Below are 18,319 nucleotides of genomic sequence, written 5' to 3'. Positions count from 1 at the left end.
CCGATCTCGGCGAATGGCTGGAGAAATACAAGATCGACCAGGTTCACGGCGCTCCCGGCCACCCGCAGACGCAAGGGAAAATCGAACGCTGGCACCAGATGCTGAATAACCGCATCCTGCTTGAAAATGAACCGTCCCGGCTTTACCGGAGACCGTTTGGTTTAAGTTACGCGGCCATGGCTGGTGCGTCCAGCATGGCATAGTATCGTTCTTCAGCCTCGGCGGGCGGAATGTTTCCGATGGGCTCCAGAAGGCGGCGGTTGTTGAACCAGTCGACCCATTCGAGCGTGGCGAACTCCACGGCTTCAAAGCTTCGCCACGGTCCCCGGCGATGGATGACCTCGGCCTTGTAAAGACCGTTGATCGTTTCGGCGAGAGCATTGTCGTAACTGTCGCCAACGCTTCCGACAGACGGCTCGATACCCGCCTCCGCCAGCCGTTCGGAATAGCGAATGGACACGTATTGCGAGCCGCGGTCGGAATGATGAACCAGCACGCCGCGTTTGACAGGCCGCCGATCATGAAGCGCCTGGTCGAGGGCATCGAGCACAAAGCTGGCATGAGCCGTCCGGCTTGCCCGCCAACCGACGATACGGCGGGCGAAGGCATCAATGACAAAGGCCACGTAAACGAAGCCTTGCCAGGTCGCGACATAGGTGAAATCGGATAACCACAGCATGTTCGGCGCTGGAGCGAAGAACTGTCGGTTCACCCGGTCGAGTGGGCATGGAGCTGACTTGTCCGACACGGTGGTTTTGACTGGCTTGCCGCGAATGACGCCTTGAAGCCCCATCATTCTCATAAGCCGAGCGACGGTGCAGCGGGCGATGTCGTAACCTTCTCGCTGCAACTGCCGCCAGACTTTGCGCACGCCATAGACCTGGAAGTTCTCGTTGAACACCCGGCGTATCTCGACTTTCATGGCAATATCATTCCGTTCGCGGGCCGATAGGCGACCCACGTCCGTGCGCTTGGCGACGACTTCATAATAGGTGGACGGGGCAATCGGCAGCAGCCTGCAGATCGGCTCGACCCCGAGCACCGAGCGGTGTTCGTCGATGAAGGAAATCATCGCTTCAGTGGGCGATCGAGCTCCGCCTGGGCAAAATACGCCGAGGCTTTGCGTAAAATCTCATTCGCCTGACGAAGCTCGCGGTTCTCCCGCTCCAGTGCCTTCATCTTCTCCGCCACGTCACTCGGCAAACCTGCACGCTTGCCGCTGTCGACCTCGGCCTTCTTCACCCATTCATGGAGGGTATGCGCCGAGCAGCCGATCTTGGCCGCTATCGATGATACCGCCGCCCAGCGCGATGAGTGTTCAGCTTCATGTTCCGTCACCATCCGAACGGCGCGGGCGCGGACTTCAGGAGAAAATTTGTTCGTCGTTTTGCTTGTCATAGACCCTACTTCTCACGAGTTGGGGTCTCCGGCAAAGCCGGGGCGGTTCACTTCGCCCCTAAAAATATTTCAAAGGCATAGGTAGCCGATTTGCCATTCTGTGCAAAGATGGATGCGAGCCCATTGTCAAAATGTATCGTAAAATGTATCGTTAAAAATATCGAAACGGGCAATGAATTCAGATAGTTACTGAAAAAGCGTTGAAAATCAGTACATTGGGAAAGAGTCCCACCCTCTCCGCTATTTTATTTAATGGAAATCAGATATTTGCACTGAACACGGCTTAATATTGTAATTGTGGCTGTGCGGCTCTGCGCTTGCGTTCAATCAAGGGCCACGCCCCCGGCACTAAGCCGTATACTCGCTCAGCTCATACCCCTTCTCTTGGCCCTTCAGACATAATGTTAAGAGATTAGGTTTTCCAACAGCCCTTCCAACACTTGATGAATCGTTGTCATTATGGCCTATAATGATAACGAAGCTGAACTTAGGGATGCGGAAATGTCGAACATGATGCGTTCCCGGTTAAAGTGGACAGCCTGCATTCTGGTGATGTGGCTTCTGTGTATGGGGCTTTATCTGGCGCTATCCGTAAACCGATCACTGAAACATGAAGCTAGCGAATTAAATGAAGCCGGCTTTCTTTTGCATCGGATGATCTCGCAGCGCGTCGCTCAGCAGGATGCGCATATGACCACACTGGCTTCGCTCATTCTCGCAGACGGCGATAAAAAGCCTGAACTGCTAAAACAGGTCAGCGATAGCATCATGCGGTTTTACCCGCGTATCAAAGCTATTCAGGAAGTTGAGATAACGTGGCGCGACGCTTCCGCCTCGACAAGTGTTAAACCAGTTTTCTCAGCGCCATCCGATGCTGCCATTCCTGATTTCAGTTCGCTTGGCAGAGACATTTTCGTACAGCACGCAGGCGAGGTTAGAAGCTATGTCAGCCCAGCTGCTCAGCACGAATATCTACTTGCCAAAAAGCTCAAAGACAGCAATCCGGCGCTTGCGCTGATTATGCGTATCGATCCGGAACTGCTCATCGATATGGACGAATTGCCAAAATGGGCCAATTTCACGCTGGTGCTCGACGGCTCTGTCGTCATGGAACAAAAAGCCCCGCAACAGGCAACCGGATGGCTTGCCTCGCCAAAGTTCAGCCGCGCCATTGACAGCCAGTCGCAACCGCTGCAGCTTACAATGGATTACCCTATCTCTCTTGCTGATCTTATTGACGGTGTTTCGCTGGCTGTGGTTTCTGTGACCAGTCTTATCGTGCTTTTGCTGCTCGGATATAGTCTGCAACACCGGCGCGAAGTGCGTCGCCTGCAAGGTTCAGCCGATATGGCCGAACAACGCAGTTTTGCGCTTGAGCGCGAGACGCGGCTTGCACATGCGGCGCGGGTTAACTCCATGGGCGAACTCGCCTCCGGAATTGCACATGAACTGGCGCAGCCTCTGACCGCGCTGATGAGCCAGAGCCGTGCCGCCGAACGCATTATCGAACAATCCGGCATCGACAATGCCGTTTTAAGGAAAGCAATGGCTGCCAATGTCCGCGAGGCAAGACGTGCTGGTGATATGCTCAAACGGATGCGTGATTATATCAGCAACCGCCCGCCGAAGCGTGTCTCTGTTGCAATCAACCGCATCATTCATGACACGGTGGAACTGCTGCATTCCGATCTGGAACAGCGCGGTATTGCCCTCAAACTGGACCTCGCACCCGATTTGCCGCAGCTGATGGCAGACCCTGTTGAGCTTGAGCAGGTCTTCAACAATCTGATCCGAAACTCAGCCGATAGTCCTCGGGACAGCAGCACTGCTGATTGTATGATCACAGTCGCAACAACACATGAGAACAAGCAGATCCGGATCAGTGTTTCTGACAATGGTCCGGGCATTGCTGATGATTTGCTACCACGCCTGTTCGAGCCTTTCTTCACCACGAAGAAAGATGGCATGGGGCTGGGGCTGACCCTTTGCGCGACCCTGATTGAACGCATCGGCGGCCACATCGAAGCCCAGAATAATGAAACAGGCGGCGCATGTTTCGTGGTTAAGCTTCCCCTTCATACAAAGGAAACCGACGCGTGAGCGAGACGACAATCTATCTGGTTGATGATGATGAAGCCGTTCGTGATGGACTTTCGATGCTGCTCTCTACCTATGGTATGGCTGTCGAGACCTTTGCTGATCCGACAACATTTCTCGCTCATATCGATGAAAGCCGCCCCGGCATTCTGTTGCTCGATTTGCGAATGCCATTAATCAGCGGATTGCAGGTGCAGCAGAAACTGACCGAGCGCGGCATCAACTGGCCCATCGTGATGATAACCGGGCATGGTGACGTCAATGCATGCAGACGAGCTTTCAAAGCGGGTGTCAGTGATTTTCTGAGCAAACCAATCGACGAAGATGTGCTGCTTGATGCGATCCATTCGGCAAAAGACCTGCTGGACAAAAATCTTGAGAAGCAGGAAGCAGCAGTACTGCTTAAAAGTCTGACAATCCGCGAAAGAGAAGTGTTCGACCTTGTCTGCGAAGGCTATTCCAGCAAGGACATTGCTGGCGCACTCGATATATCGGCACGCACCATTGATGCACATCGCGCAAATATTGCGGAGAAGCTCAGAACAAGCTCCATAGCGGAGTTCGTTCGCCTGCGTCTTGCCACATCTCAGTAGAACTACCTATTAAGCTTGGTGCGGTCGCGGATTCAGTCGAATGACAAATGCCTGTAGAACAGTGATCAGAAAGCGACGACTTTCAACGAATTGTTCCACAGGAGACACAATTATGAAGCGCATTTTTCTTGCTGTTACTGCCGCTGCCCTCATGACCTCAGCTGCCTCCGCGCAGGTTCTTGAAGAAAAGAACATCGGGATGGAACTGGCTGGCACAATCGCCCGTGAAGCTGTCGCAGCCTGTGCAGCCGATGGCTATAATGTTTCCGCCGCTGTTGTTGACCGTGCCGGTGTGCTTCGTGCGCTTTTGCGTGCTGACAATGCTGGTTCGCATACACCGGAAGCAGCGCGCCAGAAGGCGTATACGTCTTCATCCTCACGCACACCAACCAGTGTCATGGCTGAAAACATCACCAAGAATCCGGCAGCAGCACAGCTTGCATCCATCGACGGCTTCCTCGTTCTGGCTGGTGGCGTGCCAATCAAAGTGGGCGATGCAACAATCGGAGCAGTTGGTGTTGGCGGCGCACCGGGCGGCCAGTTTGATGAAGCCTGCGCGATCGCTGCAATCAATAAGGTACAGGATCAGCTGAAGTAAGCAGCCTCTGCATTCTAAATAGAAACGCCGTGCATCCTATGCAGGATGCACGGCGATGATGTGTTTATCAGAGGTTTTTCTGCGCAAACTTGTCAAACGCCTTGAGGAAATCGCCAAGGAACTTTGCGGTGTCAGGGACCAGATTACCCTTGTCGTCCAGCAGCTTATCAACATGCGCAAGATAAGCTTCGGGTTGCTGTAAAGTCGGCATATCCAGAAAGACGAGCGACTGACGAAGATGATGATTGGCACCGAAGGCCGAGATATTGCCCGGTGAGCCGCTGATGATGGCAGCAGGTTTTCCACCCCACACGCTCGCACCATATGGGCGCGAACCAACATCAAGCGCATTTTTAAGCGCAGCTGGCAAAGAACGATTATATTCAGGTGTTACGAACAGTACAGAATTTGTTTTACTAACTTCCGACCGGAACTGCGTCCATGCAGCAGGCGGCGTATCGGTATCCAAATCAGGATTATAAAGTGGCAAATCGCCGATCTCGATAATCGTCAGGGCCATATCGTCCGGCTTGATCGCGTTGAGGCCAAGAGCAACCTTGCGGTTGAACGAGTCTTTTCTCAAGCTTCCCACCAGAACAGCTACATTCACTTTTGCCATCGCATTCTCCTTTTTCCAAGCAATAAGAAAACCCAGCGATAAAATAGAAGGAATAATGTTCAATCTGATCATTAGATTAACCTATTCCTCGAATAACTCACTGACTAACAAGCGGCCAGAAGCCGTGTTTCCGGCCATGGACTTTTCTTAATTCAGCGAGATAAGTTTCGTGTGACACGAACATGCCATAATCTTCGATGCTGCGGGAAAGGCTTCCACACTCAAGCAAATGCCGGGCGGCATGTTTGTAACGACTGGAACGCCCTCCATCGAGAGTGAAATCGATCATTGAACGTAAAAGCATAGTCGCAGCCAAAGGATATTTTGCTGATAGTTTGTCTGCTGCCTCAGTCATGAGCTCGTAATGATCCCCGTCCATCTCACTTGCTCGGCTGATTACCAGCTTCGAAGCTTCTGCAAGCGATGAATATTGAAGATAGAAATACAAAGCGTGATTGGCATCTGGGAATGCCTGAACATAAGCGAAAGCTCGATCTTCAGCTTCGACATCATCAAAATCAGGAAGACGTTTCACATAATCTCGCAGAAGCTCGCTATTGAGCGATTGTTCAAAGCTTTTCCAACGAAACTGTTGCGCTTCATCGGTTCGCCCAAGCGCTTCGAGCACTTCAGCGCGTAAAGCTTGCCATTCTGAAGGAATCTCGCGGCGCCTATCGAATTCTGTCTTATCGAGTGCTTCCAAAGCTTCTTGAACGCGACCGGCAGCCAGAAGCCGTTGCGCAATGTCTGTTGTGATCGTTGCAAATGTCCGAGATTTCTCGGGTTGCTGTTCAATATAAAGATCTACGTCGCCGAGTGCATCAGCGATTTGCTGAAGAATAACCTTTACTCGTATCGTTTTACTATTCGAGTAAAACTCATCACGATAAACAGGCCCGTTACTGCTCCAGCCGACAACCTCTTTATCTTGCTTCACAACTTTCGGTTTTGGCTCTTTGGCCCATACTTCAACTGTGTTCTGAAGCTTACGCAAGCCAGCTTCACCAAGAGCTGGTGCCATAGCATTAATCAGTTCATCATACTGGCCGTATCCATTATCCTGTAAAACCGAAAATACTTTCTCAACCAAACGCTCATTCGAAACTTTTGCCATTGAAGCTATACGGCCAGCGTCTTCGCTCGCGACGTGAAAACTTTCAATCAACATACCGCTACTATCGTGAGAGCGCTCGAAAATCGAATCGGCCAAAGACAGAAACTGCCAGATCAGCTCAAAGGCCTCTTGTGGATCATTTGGCGCGATTTTCTCGACGATAGATTTACGCTGCGCTTCAAGATCAGCCTTAACAGACTTGACCTTGTGCCAGTCAATCCAGCTTTTCGAACGTGCAATGCTACTTAAGCGCTTTCGGACTTCTCTTGCCAGTTCGGCACCACTCGAATTACCGACCAATTCCATACGGAGCAGGCGCTTGTGATTTGCATTGCCGGTGCTGACCTCAATCAACAATTCAGCAAGTCTCTCAACACCCAAAGCCTCCAGGTTCTTCGCATTCAGTGTGGTTTTCGATACCATTGATTTTCTCAGCTGATTTCAGCACTTACAATAAACACAACATCTCAAGAGGCAACACCTTAACCGAAGGGATAATCCTTGGCTCCTCATTCGGGGCGTCCTACGCGTGTGGACTTGTCCCGTTTAAATGCCGATTGACAAGTGGGAAAGGAAACTGCTGGGATAATGCTGTGTCAGAAACATTCTTCAAGACACTGAAGGCGGAGCTGATTTGGCGACATACGTGGCAAATACGGCAGCATCTAAAGGATGCGCTATTCAAATACATAAACGGATTCTACAACATCCGCAGAAAGCATTCGACCCTCGGAGGAATATCGCCCGCTCAATTCGAACAGATAACCGCCGAAACGAGATAAAGAGGCGGAAATAAAGCGGGACAAGTCCAGTTTACTCATGAAACGCTTGGCAGCCTTGGTATTGCGGCGCTTCTGCAACTCCTGAGTAATCGAGAGTTCCGCATAGTAATCATTTTTCTTGATGACCTAAACAATCAGTCTTGCGGCTTTTCCTGATTTTCGTTCTGCATCATTGTAATAGCGAGCAGCCTGATTGATGGATTTGTGCTGTGATTGCTGCATGGCTTCTGGGAGCGGGACACCGCTGCGGGCAGCTTCGGTAAGATAACCGGAGCGTAGGCCGTGCGCACTAAAACTTGCCGCATCAAGACCAGCTTGGCTGATCCGGCTTTTCAGAATTGCGTTGACCGAGTGTGGCGTGAGAGCGAAAGGTTTGACATTGCCCCAGCGGTCTATTGCCCGGAAGACTGCTCCCTTTGTGATTGCGGTAGCTTTGATCCATTGCCTGAGTGCTGTGACGGGCTTGCCGATCAGCAGGACAAAGGCATCGTGATCGGCTTGCGTTGTTTTGGTTCGACCGAGTTGAATTTTCAGGCAGGGCAGGGGAGCAGCATCTGCCTCTGAAGCTGGAACAGGTTCTTCTTCTGTCAACTGACTCATGCGCAGGCCTGCCATCTCGCTGCGCCGGCGCCCACCGGAGGCAAAAGCGACAAGAAGCAAAGCTTTGTCTCGCAGATCGACAAAGCTGTCATCCTCACAGGTGGCAAGCAGCTTGCTGAGGACATCAAGGCTGACAGCTTTTTCACTTTTGCGCTGGCGTGGTCGCTGACTGGCGCGTACCGCCAACCGTAGGGCAGTTTTGAGCCCGGGGGCATTAAATTCGCCTTGCAGACCGCGCCAGCGGGTCAGCGTTGACCAGCTGGCCAGCCGTCGCTGGACGGTGGAGGGCGCATGCGGTCCAGCAGAGCGCAGTAATCCTTTTGAGCGGAGTGCTGCAGCGATCTCATCCGGCATGCCATGCGAGGGATCGGCTTCGCGTTTTGCGGGATCCCATAGATGATGAGCTACGAACTTGATCAGCAGGGCTTCTGGTGCTGGCCAGGGGAGGGGATAGCCAGTCGAGCATAGTGACCAGGCTTCGAGATAGCCAAGATCAGAAGCAAGCGCGCGCAGCGAATTCTCGCCCACGCCCTCTTTGGCAAGATGGCGCAGCGTTTCGATGTCATCATCGGTCAGAAGGCCAGCAAGAAAACCCCGTCGGTCAAAGGGTAACACGGCCTCCAGAGCATCAAGGGCAGTAGCGCGCTGTCCAAAGATTGGTGCTTCCTCTGAACGATTAATGCTCATTCTCCAACGGTCCTCGGATTAAGATGCCTTCAGCCCGCGCTGCTCCGGCAAGTTTCCGGTCACCTGTTGCTAATGGCACGTTCTCTGAGAGAGCGAGCGCCAGATAGGAAGCATCATAACCACTTAATCCATAGCGTTCAGACAGGCTTAAAATTGCACTGTCGCTTCCCGAACCGAAGTCTTCAATTGGAAAGCCACGTAACTGAGCCATCAATAACAGTGCCTCGCCGGATTTCAGCCGTTTGCGTCGTTCACACACAAGGAACAAATTACGCGTCTCAAACCAGAACAGAGAGGGGACGAAAGCAATTGTCGACTGCAGGTCGGTCATCAAGCGATCTGCTGCCTCATGTTGTTCATCCGGCAGAAACCAGGCGGCGGCGATGGATGCATCAAGAACAAAAGACATTAGTAGCGACGGCCTTCCTCGATCCACTCCCGGATTTCAGCCTGAGTGGTGGGCTGCCGCGTCTGACGCTGTGCTTTGATTTCAGCAATCAGTGCCTGGACATTGTTCTCACGCCGTATACGCGAGAGTTTCGCGATTGGTGTGTTACCGCGTGAAATGATCACCTCTTCGCCGGCTTCTACCCTGGCGAGAAGTTCTGACAGATGGGTTTTGGCCTCTGCGACCTTGACTGATACAGTCATCTTATACCGCTCCGCAAATGATCGGGCGACTGTGATTGTTGCCGCTCTTTTCTCAATGATAGGCGTTTTCATGATGATGGTCAATAGTTGGTCATCTTAACATCGATAAGAGATACTTATCAAAGGTTATAAATCAACACTAGAAGCATCACAAGTGCTGAAACATAAAGACCATTTAGCTTATAATTAATACGTCATTTACCATAATTTCAACGTGTTACGCTCTCAACCAAATGCCTCTGAAAACCTTGCTATCGGTAAGCGGGGCAGATTTGGAGGCGGTGCCATTTTACCGGGCAATTGCACGCGTTGTCGCAATCTATCATAATCCGGTCTGTGACAGAAGATTGCTTGCAATTGCATTTTGAAAAAGGCGCGGATGACAGAGATCGATATTGATAGTCTGGATGAAGCAACGCTTATGGATCTGAACCGGCGCATCGTGGAGCGATTGCAGTTGTTGCATCAGCAGAAGACAACTGCTGCCTTACAGGATATCAGGATTGGCAGCGGTGTGACGTTTGAAGGGCCGGGTGGAACCTTGGTTCGGGGTTTTGTTATCCGCTGCAATCGCAAGACGGTGACGGTACACACAGATGATGACAAACAGTGGAACGTTTCGCCATCATTGCTGACGCTGACTGGCAAACATATGATGGATGAGGTGTCGATAAAGCGAGGCGGGGTGGTCCCATTTTTGAAGCCTGATCGCCGGTAAAGACATAGCCTGTCAGGCTTTTGCGATGATGAGGCCTGCAAGCTCCGGAATGGCTGGCTTCTGAGTGGATACACCAAGCCGATCGGCGAGGTAGTGCCAGAAGGAAAGCCCGAGTTTCTTGCAGGTCTTCATAAGGCCTAGCATGGTATCGCGGGCGACACGTCCATCCTGGCTCATGGTGCCGCCGGAGATTTTTCGCTTGGTGACGCAGCTGCGCAAATCATTCTCGGAAGCATTGGTGTGCAACGGGATTTCTGGTCGTTCGAGAACTTTCAGCAATTCCTGTTTACGGCGCAATAAGCGTGCCAGAAGCTTATCCAGATCAGTATATCCGGTGCGGATGGAAAAGATCCGATCGAACCTGACTTCAAGGGCCTGAGCTGCACGTCGGCTGGGACTTCGGGCAAAGTCTTTCAAAAGCTTGTAAAAGAGCCAGATGAGTTTGCGCAGCGTTTCGACATGTTCCACCTGCTGGGGCGTTGTTGGCATCAGTTTGTGCAACAAACGTTCCGCATGGACCCAGCACAGGGCATGGTCTCCCACCCGGAATTGGCCGGCATCGTCAGAGACAATGACCGTATTGCCCATAAGCCCGTGATATCGGATAGCTCCCCATAGACCAGCTTCGCTGACAATTCGAAGTACATCTTTGTCGAAGATATCAACGCCGTTGCTGAGCAGATGCTCAAGAAACGGCACCTGATTGAAAAAGTGCTGTGGTTTGCGGGTTCGCAAGAGCGCTATGATTGCAGGATCGGTGTTACGGGCCAGCAAATAATCAAAAGCCGCATCGTTGAGAACATAATCCCGGTAATTACCGCGTAGCAGAGCGAGAAAGTTCAGCCGTGATTTCGTCTTTGTGGTTCGAAAGACGCTAAAATGCGCGTTGCCGATATGAGTAGTATAGAAGCTATCGCGAGCATGTCGGGCACCGGTGTCGTCGACCGTCACATAGGCGGCTGACACCAGACCAGCATGCAGAACTGCCGCATCTTCAGCCACAAACCCATCCATCTTCTTTGTCAGCAGACGAACAACCTGTCGTTTCGAGATGTCCACGCCGATATCGTTCAACAGCGTCGATAGTCGTTCCATCGTCACCTGGCCCTGTGCGTGCAGCATGAAACAGAGCCGCCGCAGATTAGGTCGTACACTCATAAATAGGATAGCTATTTGAATGGATTAGTCATTCAAATGCCTCGGAACTGGAGGTGTTTGATGTCACGTCGCCGTTACGAGCTCACAGAACGAGAGTGGTCTATTATTGCGCCGCTGTTACCGTGTAAACCTCGTGGTGTGCCCCGCGTCGATGATCGTATGGTACTCAATGGAATTCTGTGGCGGTTTCGCACCGGGTCATCATGGTCCGAAATCCCTGAGCGCTATGGTGTTGCAACGACTTGCTACAATAGGTTCGTTCGTTGGCGACGTGCTGGTGTCTGGGATCGACTGCTGGAGGCCGTCTCTCAAGCCTATGACGGTGATATCGTGATGATCGACAGTACCTGTGTCCGCGTTCACCAGCACGGAGCCACAGGAAAAAAGGGGATGCCGACGATGGTTGCATGGGACGTTCCCGTGGCGGCCTCACAAGCAAAATCCACGCGATTGTTGATGCAGAAGGCCGTCCGATCAATCTTCGCCTGACAGGTGGACAAGCCGCTGATTGTTCACAGGCTGAGGGGCTCATAGAATGCATCAAAGAAGGCGGCACGCTGCTTGCGGACAAAGCGTACGATACCGACACGATCCGGAAGACAGCTGCGGAACGAAAAATCTGGGCCAATATTCCTCCCAAATCAAACCGGAAGGACGTCTTCGCGTTCTCGCCACGGGTATATCGCCAGAGAAACTTAGTCGAGCGCTTCTTTAACCGCATCAAGCACTATCGCGGCATTGCAACACGTTACGACAAGAACCCTGCCAATTTCCTGGCAGCTGTCAAACTTGTCGCTATCCGCATATGGTGCGTCAGTTTATGAGTCTACGCTCTAGGTCCGTAACCTCCGACGATTCCTGTAGGCAGCGGCGCAAGAATTGTTTTACCGTCCGGTGTCACCCAACATTCGCGCCGGTAATGAATAACTTCAGCGCGCAAAACAACATCGCGCACGTAATAGCTTTTGTAGCCCTTAAAGCGTGAACCAACCGGAGCATTGGCATGAAGAACAACATCACGGTCAACGCGTTCCACATCCCGTTTTGGTCCACGCGGCTTCTTCTTGCTTGCCTGCTTATCCTGCGCCTTCGCGTCTGTGGCCTTGTCCATGCCTGACGGTTTGAACGGTGGTCGTGGTGGCAGGTTTTTCAGCCGAGCAATCTCATCGCGAAGCAGTTGGTTCTCGACTTTAAGCTGGGTGTTTTCCAGACGAAGCTCGGCATTCTCCTTACGGAGTGCTGCATTCTCAGCTTCCAGTCTCTCAAGCCGAGCCTCTGCATGTTCTGCTTTCTCAACCAGACCTGTGACCAGACTGCGCAACGCATTCAGTGAAAGCGTATCAGCATGCTTGGGCGAGGGAAGCGTTCTCTTCGGCATCGCAAAAGAGAATCATGATTTGCCAAAATCAGGAATCCCATAGGCATGAAATATCGATGCGAAACTCGCGATATGCACAGTGTTTGATATTTCTGACTTCGACTCAAAAACAAGATCCACCCACCAAATCTGCCCCAGTTACTGCTGTCGCCGCTGGCCCGCGCCCGCGAAGCTTCGGCGCGTCTTGATGAGGGGCGTGTGTTGATTTGCGCGATGGATTGAACCACCTTTGTGTTCCCCGGTGCCCGAGTCCATCGTGAGGAATTTGGCGCGATTTCAAGATCCTAAATGTATTCATGTGGATCACAGTAAGACGCAAAAATGGTTCAAATGACGGCAGAACTCGACAGCTAGAGCCTTGCCAGCACCTTTAGACTACGCAATGTGGGAACGATACGACTACACGCGTGTTCTCTCTACATTCAAAATCGAGAAGGGAAAATGGGTTATTCCTATTAAGAACAACTCCAGGCTGCATCGCACCGTCGTCGTAAAGCGAACTGCGGCTAATGCAAATCCAGCCGGATTTTCCGAAACACACGACTCGAGAGGTTTGAAATTATGACCGTCGTCCTTGCTACGGTTTGCCAAGATGGAGTCGTGCTTGGCTCTGACTCTCAGATTACGGACAAGGGGAGAGGCATGACATACCCGGCCGAGAAGCTACACCCTTTGGGTGAGTTAGCGGCTTGGGGCGGAAGTGGCGCGCGATCGGTGCTGTTCGACGTCGAACGGTGTTTCAATGAAAACAGTGCGGCTATTCTGGAGGCCCCGGATATCGGCCGCGCGTTGCAAGATCAGGTGCTCCCGATCCTGCGCCATCACTACGACACGTTCATCTCGGACGTTCCGGGCGAAGAAGGTGGCGGCTCGCCATCGGCCTACGTGATGGCTGCCGGGTGGCGCAAAGGTGAGCCGTGGATTGTTGAGATAACGCCTTCTGGCATGATCGGGCACTACGCCGATATCGGATTCCACGCGATCGGCAGCGGTGCGGCCATGGCACAGCAAGCCGGATCGCTTCTGTCTCACTTCAATTTCACCGAGCGGTCGATGCGCTTCGGTTGCGCGGCGGTCCTGCGTGTTTTGGAAGCGCTCGACCTATCGTCCCCCACAGTCGGTAAGCCATTCAGTCTATGTCGTATCGACCAGGACGGTGCGCACCACCTCAGTGACAAAGAGATTGAGCAAGTGACCAAGGACGTGCGTCAATGGGAGGAGGCCGAACAAGCCGTAATCGCTAAAATATTCGATTGACCAACCTTGATGCAAATTGAACGAGCGAGATGAAGGCGTTCAATATTCGCCTACATTCTTGACTTGTTGACTGGCAGGATCAGAGCGCTGAGATATAGTCTGTATCGTCACCGGTGTTCTGACACCACATTCTGTTTGATTTTGTGTTCTGTCATTGAGTGTTAACGAATGAACAGAACGGAGTTTCTCTCAATGGATCAGAGTAAGCGCGATAGCAATCGCCAGTGGCCAGCTGATTCAAAAAACCCGGATTGTTTCGGAAAGCTTGCGCCCTGGCGTGACGGTGCAGGAGGTTGCCGATTGTTAACCGCTTGAAGCTGTCGGGTTGAAGCACGGCTGGTGTTGACTCTACGTCAAATTCTGCCTGAAAGCGGATATATTAGATCAATCCGTACCGCCAATTCGGCCTTAATTTCAAATCTGCTAATGTGTGCCCAGTTTTAAACGAGCCAATGTTTCTGATTGCTACTATCAATTCTCAAAGCGCCAACAAACTTGCTCCGGTTACGTTGCGGCCTAAGCAGTAATACAATCGGCGGTTCCTATCCTCCACGTACTTCATGGCGCGCAGAAATGTACCAGACATTATTTCTATCAGCTAGGCTTAGAATTTCATGTTAGGGATCAATTGGTCACCAATTCGATTTCCTATAAGGCCTTTACAGGCTTCTCTAAAGCTGATCTCAACTAAAATAATTAATATTAATCAACATTATAACTCTCTGTGAAGAGTGTAGGTAATTAGCTTTAAATTTATGGGTGGCCTTGAATTGAATTATAACACCATGAAATAATCTGTTACATTTTCATATTGCTGTAACATTCAACAAAGATATGAGGCCTGTCCAAAAAACAGTATTGGTAACGGGGCTTGCACAATGAAAAAAATCTTAGCGGCACTTGCGCTGACGACAGCTATATTCATAATGCCTGCACAGGCTGAATTTAAACTTGATGGCCGATATATCGATGCTGATGGCGATATGATTGCGGATATTCCGACTGATGCGAGCCAACTGGTTGACCCCGATACATTGGTCTTCGCTTATACGCCTGTAGAAGACCCTGCTGTCTATGCTGATGTGTGGAAAGGTTTTTTGGGCCACCTCGCAGAAAAGACTGGTAAGAAAGTCCAGTTCTTCCCAGTACAGGAAAACGCTGCACAGATTGAAGCAATGCGTGCGGGACGTCTGCATGTTTCAGGCTTTAATACCGGCTCCAATCCGATTGCTGTCGCTTGTGCTGGCTTCCGCCCTTTTGCGATGATGGCTTCGAAGGACGGTGAATACGGCTACGAGATGGAAATCATCACTTATCCGCAATCGGGTATTGAGAAGATTGAAGACATTAAAGGCAAGAAACTCGCCTTCACATCTGAAACATCAAATTCAGGCTTCAAAGCTCCATCGGCACTTTTGAAAGCAGAATATGACCTCACTGCCGGAACTGACTTTGAGCCGGTTTTCTCTGGCAAGCACGATAATTCGATCCTTGGTGTTGCGAACAAGGATTATCCTGCGGCTGCGATTGCAAATTCTGTTCTTAAGCGAATGGTTGCCCGTGACGTTGTCAAAGACGATCAGGTTGTGTCGATTTTCAAGTCGCAGACCTTTCCAACCACCGGCTATGGCGTTGCGCATAATCTGACACCTGAACTGCAGGAAAAGATCAAAGACGCGTTCTTCACTTATAATTGGGATGGGTCGGCGTTGTTGAAGGAGTTCGGCACGTCTGAGCCACCTCAGGAAGCCTTTATTCCAATTTCGTTCAAGGAACATTGGGCAGTTATCCGTCAAATTGATGATGCGAACGGTGTTTCTTACGCTTGTAAATAACTTTCCAAAATTACAGGGCACCGGCCGCGTAATCTGGTGCCCTCTCTATTTTACAGGCGGGAACGATAATGCTCAGGATTAACGGACTGACAAAGGTTTATAAGACGGGCGATAAAGCTCTCAATGGCATCAGTCTGGATATTCCTGCTGGACAGGTCATTGGGTTGATTGGCCCATCAGGTGCTGGAAAATCGAGCCTTATCAGATGCATTAACCGATTGATCGAGCCGAGTTCAGGCCAAATATTTCTAGGTGATCGCGAAATTACGCGCTTGTCGCGCGGCGACCTTCGTTTGGCGAGACGCAAAATCGGAATGATCTTCCAGGAATATGCGTTGATCGAACGTTTAACCGTTATGGAAAATGTATTATCTGGGCGACTGGGTTATGTCCCCTTCTGGCGAAGCTTTTTCCGCCGTTATCCGCCAGCATTTGTCGAGACTGCCTTTGCGCTTCTTGATCGTGTCGGGTTGATGGCACATGCCGATAAACGAGCGGATGCCTTATCCGGGGGGCAGCGCCAACGTGTCGGCATTGCACGCGCTTTGGAACAGGATCCTGAGTTGCTGCTTATTGATGAGCCGACAGCTTCGCTTGACCCTAAAACCTCCCGCCAGATCATGCGCTTAATTGTTGAAATCTGCAAAGAACGAAATCTGCCCGCGATTATCAATATTCACGATGTCCTACTTGCGCAGGCATTTGTCGAACGGATAATCGGGCTGCGTGCTGGTGAAGTGGTATTTGATGGGAGGCCAGATGAGCTGAACACTGCCGCTCTGACGAAAATCTACGGCGAAGAAGACTGGGCCGAGATGAAGAAACAGGCAGAAGATGATGCCGGCGAAGAACAGCTTGCAGCAATTGAACGAGATGTTTTTGAAAACAGAATTGCGAGCCTTGTCTGATGTCGCAAACAAGTGTGAGCATATATCCCAGTTCATGGAGCAGACCGCCGCTATTTATTAAGTCGGCAAAACTCCGATGGCTTGTTTATGGTGGGGCAACTATCTATTTCGTGCTGGCAACTGCCTCGATCGACGTCAATTGGGCACGTGTCTATGAAGGTTTGGATCGCGGATGGCGCTTTCTTCAGGGATTTCTGGTTCCAGACTTCACGACGCGATGGCGTGATATTGCAGCGGGGTTGCAGGAAAGTCTGACCATGACCTTCTGTTCAACCGTCGTTGGCATATTGATTTCCGTCCCGATAGGCGTAGGTGCGGCGCGTAATCTTTCGCCAGCCCCTGTCTATTATTTTTGCCGTTCGATCATTGCCATTTCTCGTGCGTTTCAGGAAATAATTATAGCAATTCTGCTGGTAGCCATGTTCGGCTTTGGACCATTCGCAGGCTTTCTGACACTTGCTTTCGCGACAATAGGGTTCATCGCAAAACTTTTGGCTGAGGCTATAGAGGAAATCGATGAAAAGCAGGCCGAAGCCATTAAAGCGACGGGTGCTTCATGGTTTCAGTTGATCAACTATGCTGTTCAGCCACAGGTTGCACCGCGTCTTATTGGCCTGTCGCTTTACCGTTTCGATATTAATTTTCGTGAATCTGCGGTCATTGGCATTGTAGGTGCAGGTGGTATTGGTGCGACGCTAAATACAGCCATTGACCGGTATGAATATGATAGCGCCGGTGCAGTTCTGATCTTTATCATTGTTATCGTCATGCTCGCCGAATACGGCTCGAGCCTTATTCGTAAACGGATATTGTAATGCCTGTTTCAACGACGACTGCCGGGTTTAAACATTGGCGTAAAATGCCCGTAAGTGCAGAGCTGATACGTTGGTTTGGATGGTTTGTGCTGGTGGCCTTTTTTGTCTTTTGCTGGCAAATCATGACCAAAGACACGATCTGGGCTTTTGTCTCTGATGCGCCCCGGCAGGGAGCCGATATTTTATCGAGGGCTTTTCCACCGCGTCTTTCATATTTTCCGGAGCTTCTGGTTCCATTGTGGGATACTTTAAATATGGCGACACTGGGTACTGCTGCCGGTACTCTGCTCGCTGTTCCAATTGCCTTTCTTGCGGCACGCAACACGACCCCAAGCTTGCTGTTTATCAGACCCGCCGCCCTTTTCCTGATTGTTGCGTCACGTTCCATTAATTCGCTGATCTGGGCGCTTTTGCTGGTCGCCATTCTTGGGCCAGGTTTGCTGGCTGGCATTATTGCAATTGCGCTGCGGTCGATTGGTTTTGTTGGAAAGCTTCTTTATGAGGCCATTGAAGAGGTTGATCAAAGTCAGGTCGAAGCAGTTTCGGCCACTGGTGCGAGCAGATTGCAGGTAATTGACTATGCAATTGTGCCTCAGGTGTTGCCGTCATTCTTGGGCATCACCGTGTTTCGCTGGGATATTAACATTCGAGAGTCAGCAATACTCGGTCTTGTTGGTGCTGGCGGGCTAGGGCTAAAACTTCAGTCGTCGCTGAGCATGTTGGCGTGGCCGCAGGTCACGACAATTTTCCTTGTCATTCTGTTGACTGTTATCATTTCAGAATGGATTTCAGCGCATGTCCGTAAAGCGATAACATAAATTGGCGCATTGGCAGATGCGCCGTCTTGTTTGTGAATGCCTTAGTATTGGCTAGGATCGAATACCGAACTCAATGGAGTGCTCGCCGAGGTAACACTTAAATCTGTGTATAAGAAAGTGTCAAAAAACTGTGATGTAAACTCCTTATTACAACGACTTTGTGTTTAGAGAGTTTTGAGGCCACATGCTGGATTTTGTCAACGGCGGAATAAAAACAGGCCAAATGGCGGTGTAAAATCAGGCCAGTTTATGCCGCAATCGGGGAACGTCGGAAGGGCGTAGCCCGACCAGAG

The 18,319-nt window shown here is 51.0% G+C and carries 18 protein-coding genes, 2 pseudogenes and 1 other annotated feature; of the genes and pseudogenes, 12 read left to right on the top strand and 8 right to left on the bottom strand.

What is annotated here, in order from left to right; genetic code table 11:
- A pseudogene (locus tag VBH83_RS18170) lies at window positions 1-203 on the top strand (hypothetical protein); the annotation flags it as partial.
- Here the strand turns inward: VBH83_RS18170 and VBH83_RS18165 are convergent.
- Window positions 167-1,398 (bottom strand): IS3 family transposase gene (locus VBH83_RS18165; RefSeq protein WP_396998970.1). Its coding sequence is split into 2 segments (ribosomal slippage): window positions 167-1,107 and window positions 1,107-1,398, totalling 1,233 coding nucleotides; the frame shifts between segments, so codons are not numbered across the junction. The pseudogene VBH83_RS18170 and the gene VBH83_RS18165 overlap by 37 nt on opposite strands.
- Window positions 998-1,114, bottom strand: a sequence feature (AL1L pseudoknot). (Overlaps the previous gene by 117 nt.)
- 501 nt (window positions 1,399-1,899) lie before the next feature.
- On the opposite strand from VBH83_RS18165, the gene VBH83_RS18160 reads away from it, so the two are divergent.
- The 3 genes from VBH83_RS18160 to VBH83_RS18150 all read left to right on the top strand — a co-directional run bounded on the left by VBH83_RS18160 (window position 1,900) and on the right by VBH83_RS18150 (window position 4,686).
- Window positions 1,900-3,498: a sensor histidine kinase gene (locus VBH83_RS18160; RefSeq protein WP_396998969.1), complete on the top strand. Its 1,599-nt coding sequence runs from the start codon at window positions 1,900-1,902 to the stop codon at window positions 3,496-3,498.
- Window positions 3,495-4,088 (top strand): response regulator, encoded by a 594-nt coding sequence (locus tag VBH83_RS18155; protein WP_313830400.1) that lies wholly within the window; start codon window positions 3,495-3,497, stop codon window positions 4,086-4,088. Before VBH83_RS18160 ends, VBH83_RS18155 begins: the two co-directional genes overlap by 4 nt.
- A 112-nt stretch (window positions 4,089-4,200) precedes the next feature.
- A complete protein-coding gene (locus VBH83_RS18150) occupies window positions 4,201-4,686 on the top strand; it encodes a heme-binding protein (RefSeq protein ID WP_313830401.1) in 486 nt (161 codons plus the stop codon).
- 67 nt (window positions 4,687-4,753) lie between these two features.
- Here the strand turns inward: VBH83_RS18150 and VBH83_RS18145 are convergent, their stop codons facing one another.
- Window positions 4,754-5,305 (bottom strand): NADPH-dependent FMN reductase, encoded by a 552-nt coding sequence (locus VBH83_RS18145; protein ID WP_396998968.1) that lies wholly within the window; start codon window positions 5,303-5,305, stop codon window positions 4,754-4,756.
- 97 nt (window positions 5,306-5,402) lie between these two features.
- Window positions 5,403-6,842, bottom strand: coding sequence for a DUF6880 family protein (locus VBH83_RS18140; RefSeq protein ID WP_396998967.1), 1,440 nt, complete (start codon window positions 6,840-6,842; stop codon window positions 5,403-5,405).
- A 140-nt stretch (window positions 6,843-6,982) separates the two neighbouring features.
- On the opposite strand from VBH83_RS18140, the pseudogene VBH83_RS18135 reads away from it, so the two are divergent.
- Window positions 6,983-7,201 (top strand): annotated as a pseudogene (locus tag VBH83_RS18135) (IS3 family transposase); the annotation flags it as partial.
- Between the two features lie 126 nt (window positions 7,202-7,327).
- Here the strand turns inward: VBH83_RS18135 and VBH83_RS18130 are convergent.
- Genes VBH83_RS18130 through VBH83_RS18120 form a run of 3 tightly spaced genes read right to left on the bottom strand, consistent with a single transcriptional unit; the run spans window position 7,328 to window position 9,139 of the window.
- Window positions 7,328-8,488: a site-specific integrase gene (locus tag VBH83_RS18130; protein WP_396998966.1), complete on the bottom strand. Its 1,161-nt coding sequence runs from the start codon at window positions 8,486-8,488 to the stop codon at window positions 7,328-7,330.
- Entirely contained in the window at window positions 8,478-8,897 is a 420-nt protein-coding gene (locus tag VBH83_RS18125; protein WP_396998965.1) for a type II toxin-antitoxin system VapC family toxin, read from the bottom strand. Before VBH83_RS18125 ends, VBH83_RS18130 begins: the two co-directional genes overlap by 11 nt.
- On the bottom strand, window positions 8,897-9,139 hold the full coding sequence (locus VBH83_RS18120) for a type II toxin-antitoxin system Phd/YefM family antitoxin (RefSeq protein WP_396998964.1): 243 nt from the start codon (window positions 9,137-9,139) through the stop codon (window positions 8,897-8,899). The genes VBH83_RS18125 and VBH83_RS18120 overlap by 1 nt, the downstream gene beginning before the upstream one ends.
- Window positions 9,140-9,503: 364 nt before the next feature.
- Here VBH83_RS18120 and VBH83_RS18115 point away from each other — a divergent pair, with 364 nt between their 5' ends.
- On the top strand, window positions 9,504-9,857 hold the full coding sequence (locus VBH83_RS18115) for a hypothetical protein (protein WP_396998963.1): 354 nt from the start codon (window positions 9,504-9,506) through the stop codon (window positions 9,855-9,857).
- Window positions 9,858-9,869: 12 nt separating this feature from the next.
- On the opposite strand, the gene VBH83_RS18110 is transcribed toward VBH83_RS18115, so the two are convergent.
- Window positions 9,870-10,979: a transposase gene (locus VBH83_RS18110; protein ID WP_396998962.1), complete on the bottom strand. Its 1,110-nt coding sequence runs from the start codon at window positions 10,977-10,979 to the stop codon at window positions 9,870-9,872.
- Between the two features lie 96 nt (window positions 10,980-11,075).
- Here VBH83_RS18110 and VBH83_RS18105 point away from each other — a divergent pair.
- Window positions 11,076-11,839, top strand: a protein-coding gene (locus VBH83_RS18105; protein ID WP_396998961.1) for an IS5 family transposase whose coding sequence is annotated in 2 segments (ribosomal slippage) — window positions 11,076-11,397 and window positions 11,397-11,839 — 765 coding nt in all. Because the reading frame shifts where the segments join, the coding sequence is not laid out codon by codon here.
- Window positions 11,840-11,841: 2 nt separating this feature from the next.
- On the opposite strand, the gene VBH83_RS18100 is transcribed toward VBH83_RS18105, so the two are convergent.
- Window positions 11,842-12,393, bottom strand: coding sequence for a hypothetical protein (locus VBH83_RS18100; RefSeq protein ID WP_396998960.1), 552 nt, complete (start codon window positions 12,391-12,393; stop codon window positions 11,842-11,844).
- Between the two features lie 642 nt (window positions 12,394-13,035).
- Between VBH83_RS18100 and VBH83_RS18095 the strand changes: the two genes are divergently transcribed.
- The 5 genes from VBH83_RS18095 to phnE (VBH83_RS18075) all read left to right on the top strand — a co-directional run bounded on the left by VBH83_RS18095 (window position 13,036) and on the right by phnE (VBH83_RS18075) (window position 18,026).
- On the top strand, window positions 13,036-13,650 hold the full coding sequence (locus tag VBH83_RS18095) for a proteasome protein (protein WP_396998959.1): 615 nt from the start codon (window positions 13,036-13,038) through the stop codon (window positions 13,648-13,650).
- 878 nt (window positions 13,651-14,528) lie between these two features.
- Window positions 14,529-15,485, top strand: a complete 957-nt coding sequence (gene phnD, locus VBH83_RS18090) for a phosphate/phosphite/phosphonate ABC transporter substrate-binding protein (protein WP_396998958.1) — start codon at window positions 14,529-14,531, stop codon at window positions 15,483-15,485.
- A gap of 68 nt (window positions 15,486-15,553) precedes the next feature.
- Entirely contained in the window at window positions 15,554-16,393 is an 840-nt protein-coding gene (phnC, locus tag VBH83_RS18085) for a phosphonate ABC transporter ATP-binding protein (RefSeq protein WP_396998957.1), read from the top strand.
- Entirely contained in the window at window positions 16,393-17,208 is an 816-nt protein-coding gene (gene phnE / locus VBH83_RS18080; protein WP_396998956.1) for a phosphonate ABC transporter, permease protein PhnE, read from the top strand. Before phnC ends, phnE (VBH83_RS18080) begins: the two co-directional genes overlap by 1 nt.
- Window positions 17,208-18,026, top strand: coding sequence for a phosphonate ABC transporter, permease protein PhnE (gene phnE, locus VBH83_RS18075; RefSeq protein ID WP_396998955.1), 819 nt, complete (start codon window positions 17,208-17,210; stop codon window positions 18,024-18,026). Before phnE (VBH83_RS18080) ends, phnE (VBH83_RS18075) begins: the two co-directional genes overlap by 1 nt.
- Window positions 18,027-18,319 lie beyond the last annotated feature (293 nt).

It is taken from the genome of Ochrobactrum sp. S1502_03 (genome assembly GCF_044435015.1).
Lineage (GTDB): Bacteria > Pseudomonadota > Alphaproteobacteria > Rhizobiales > Rhizobiaceae > Brucella > Brucella chromiisoli.
This window is presented reverse-complemented; position numbering and strand designations above follow the sequence as displayed.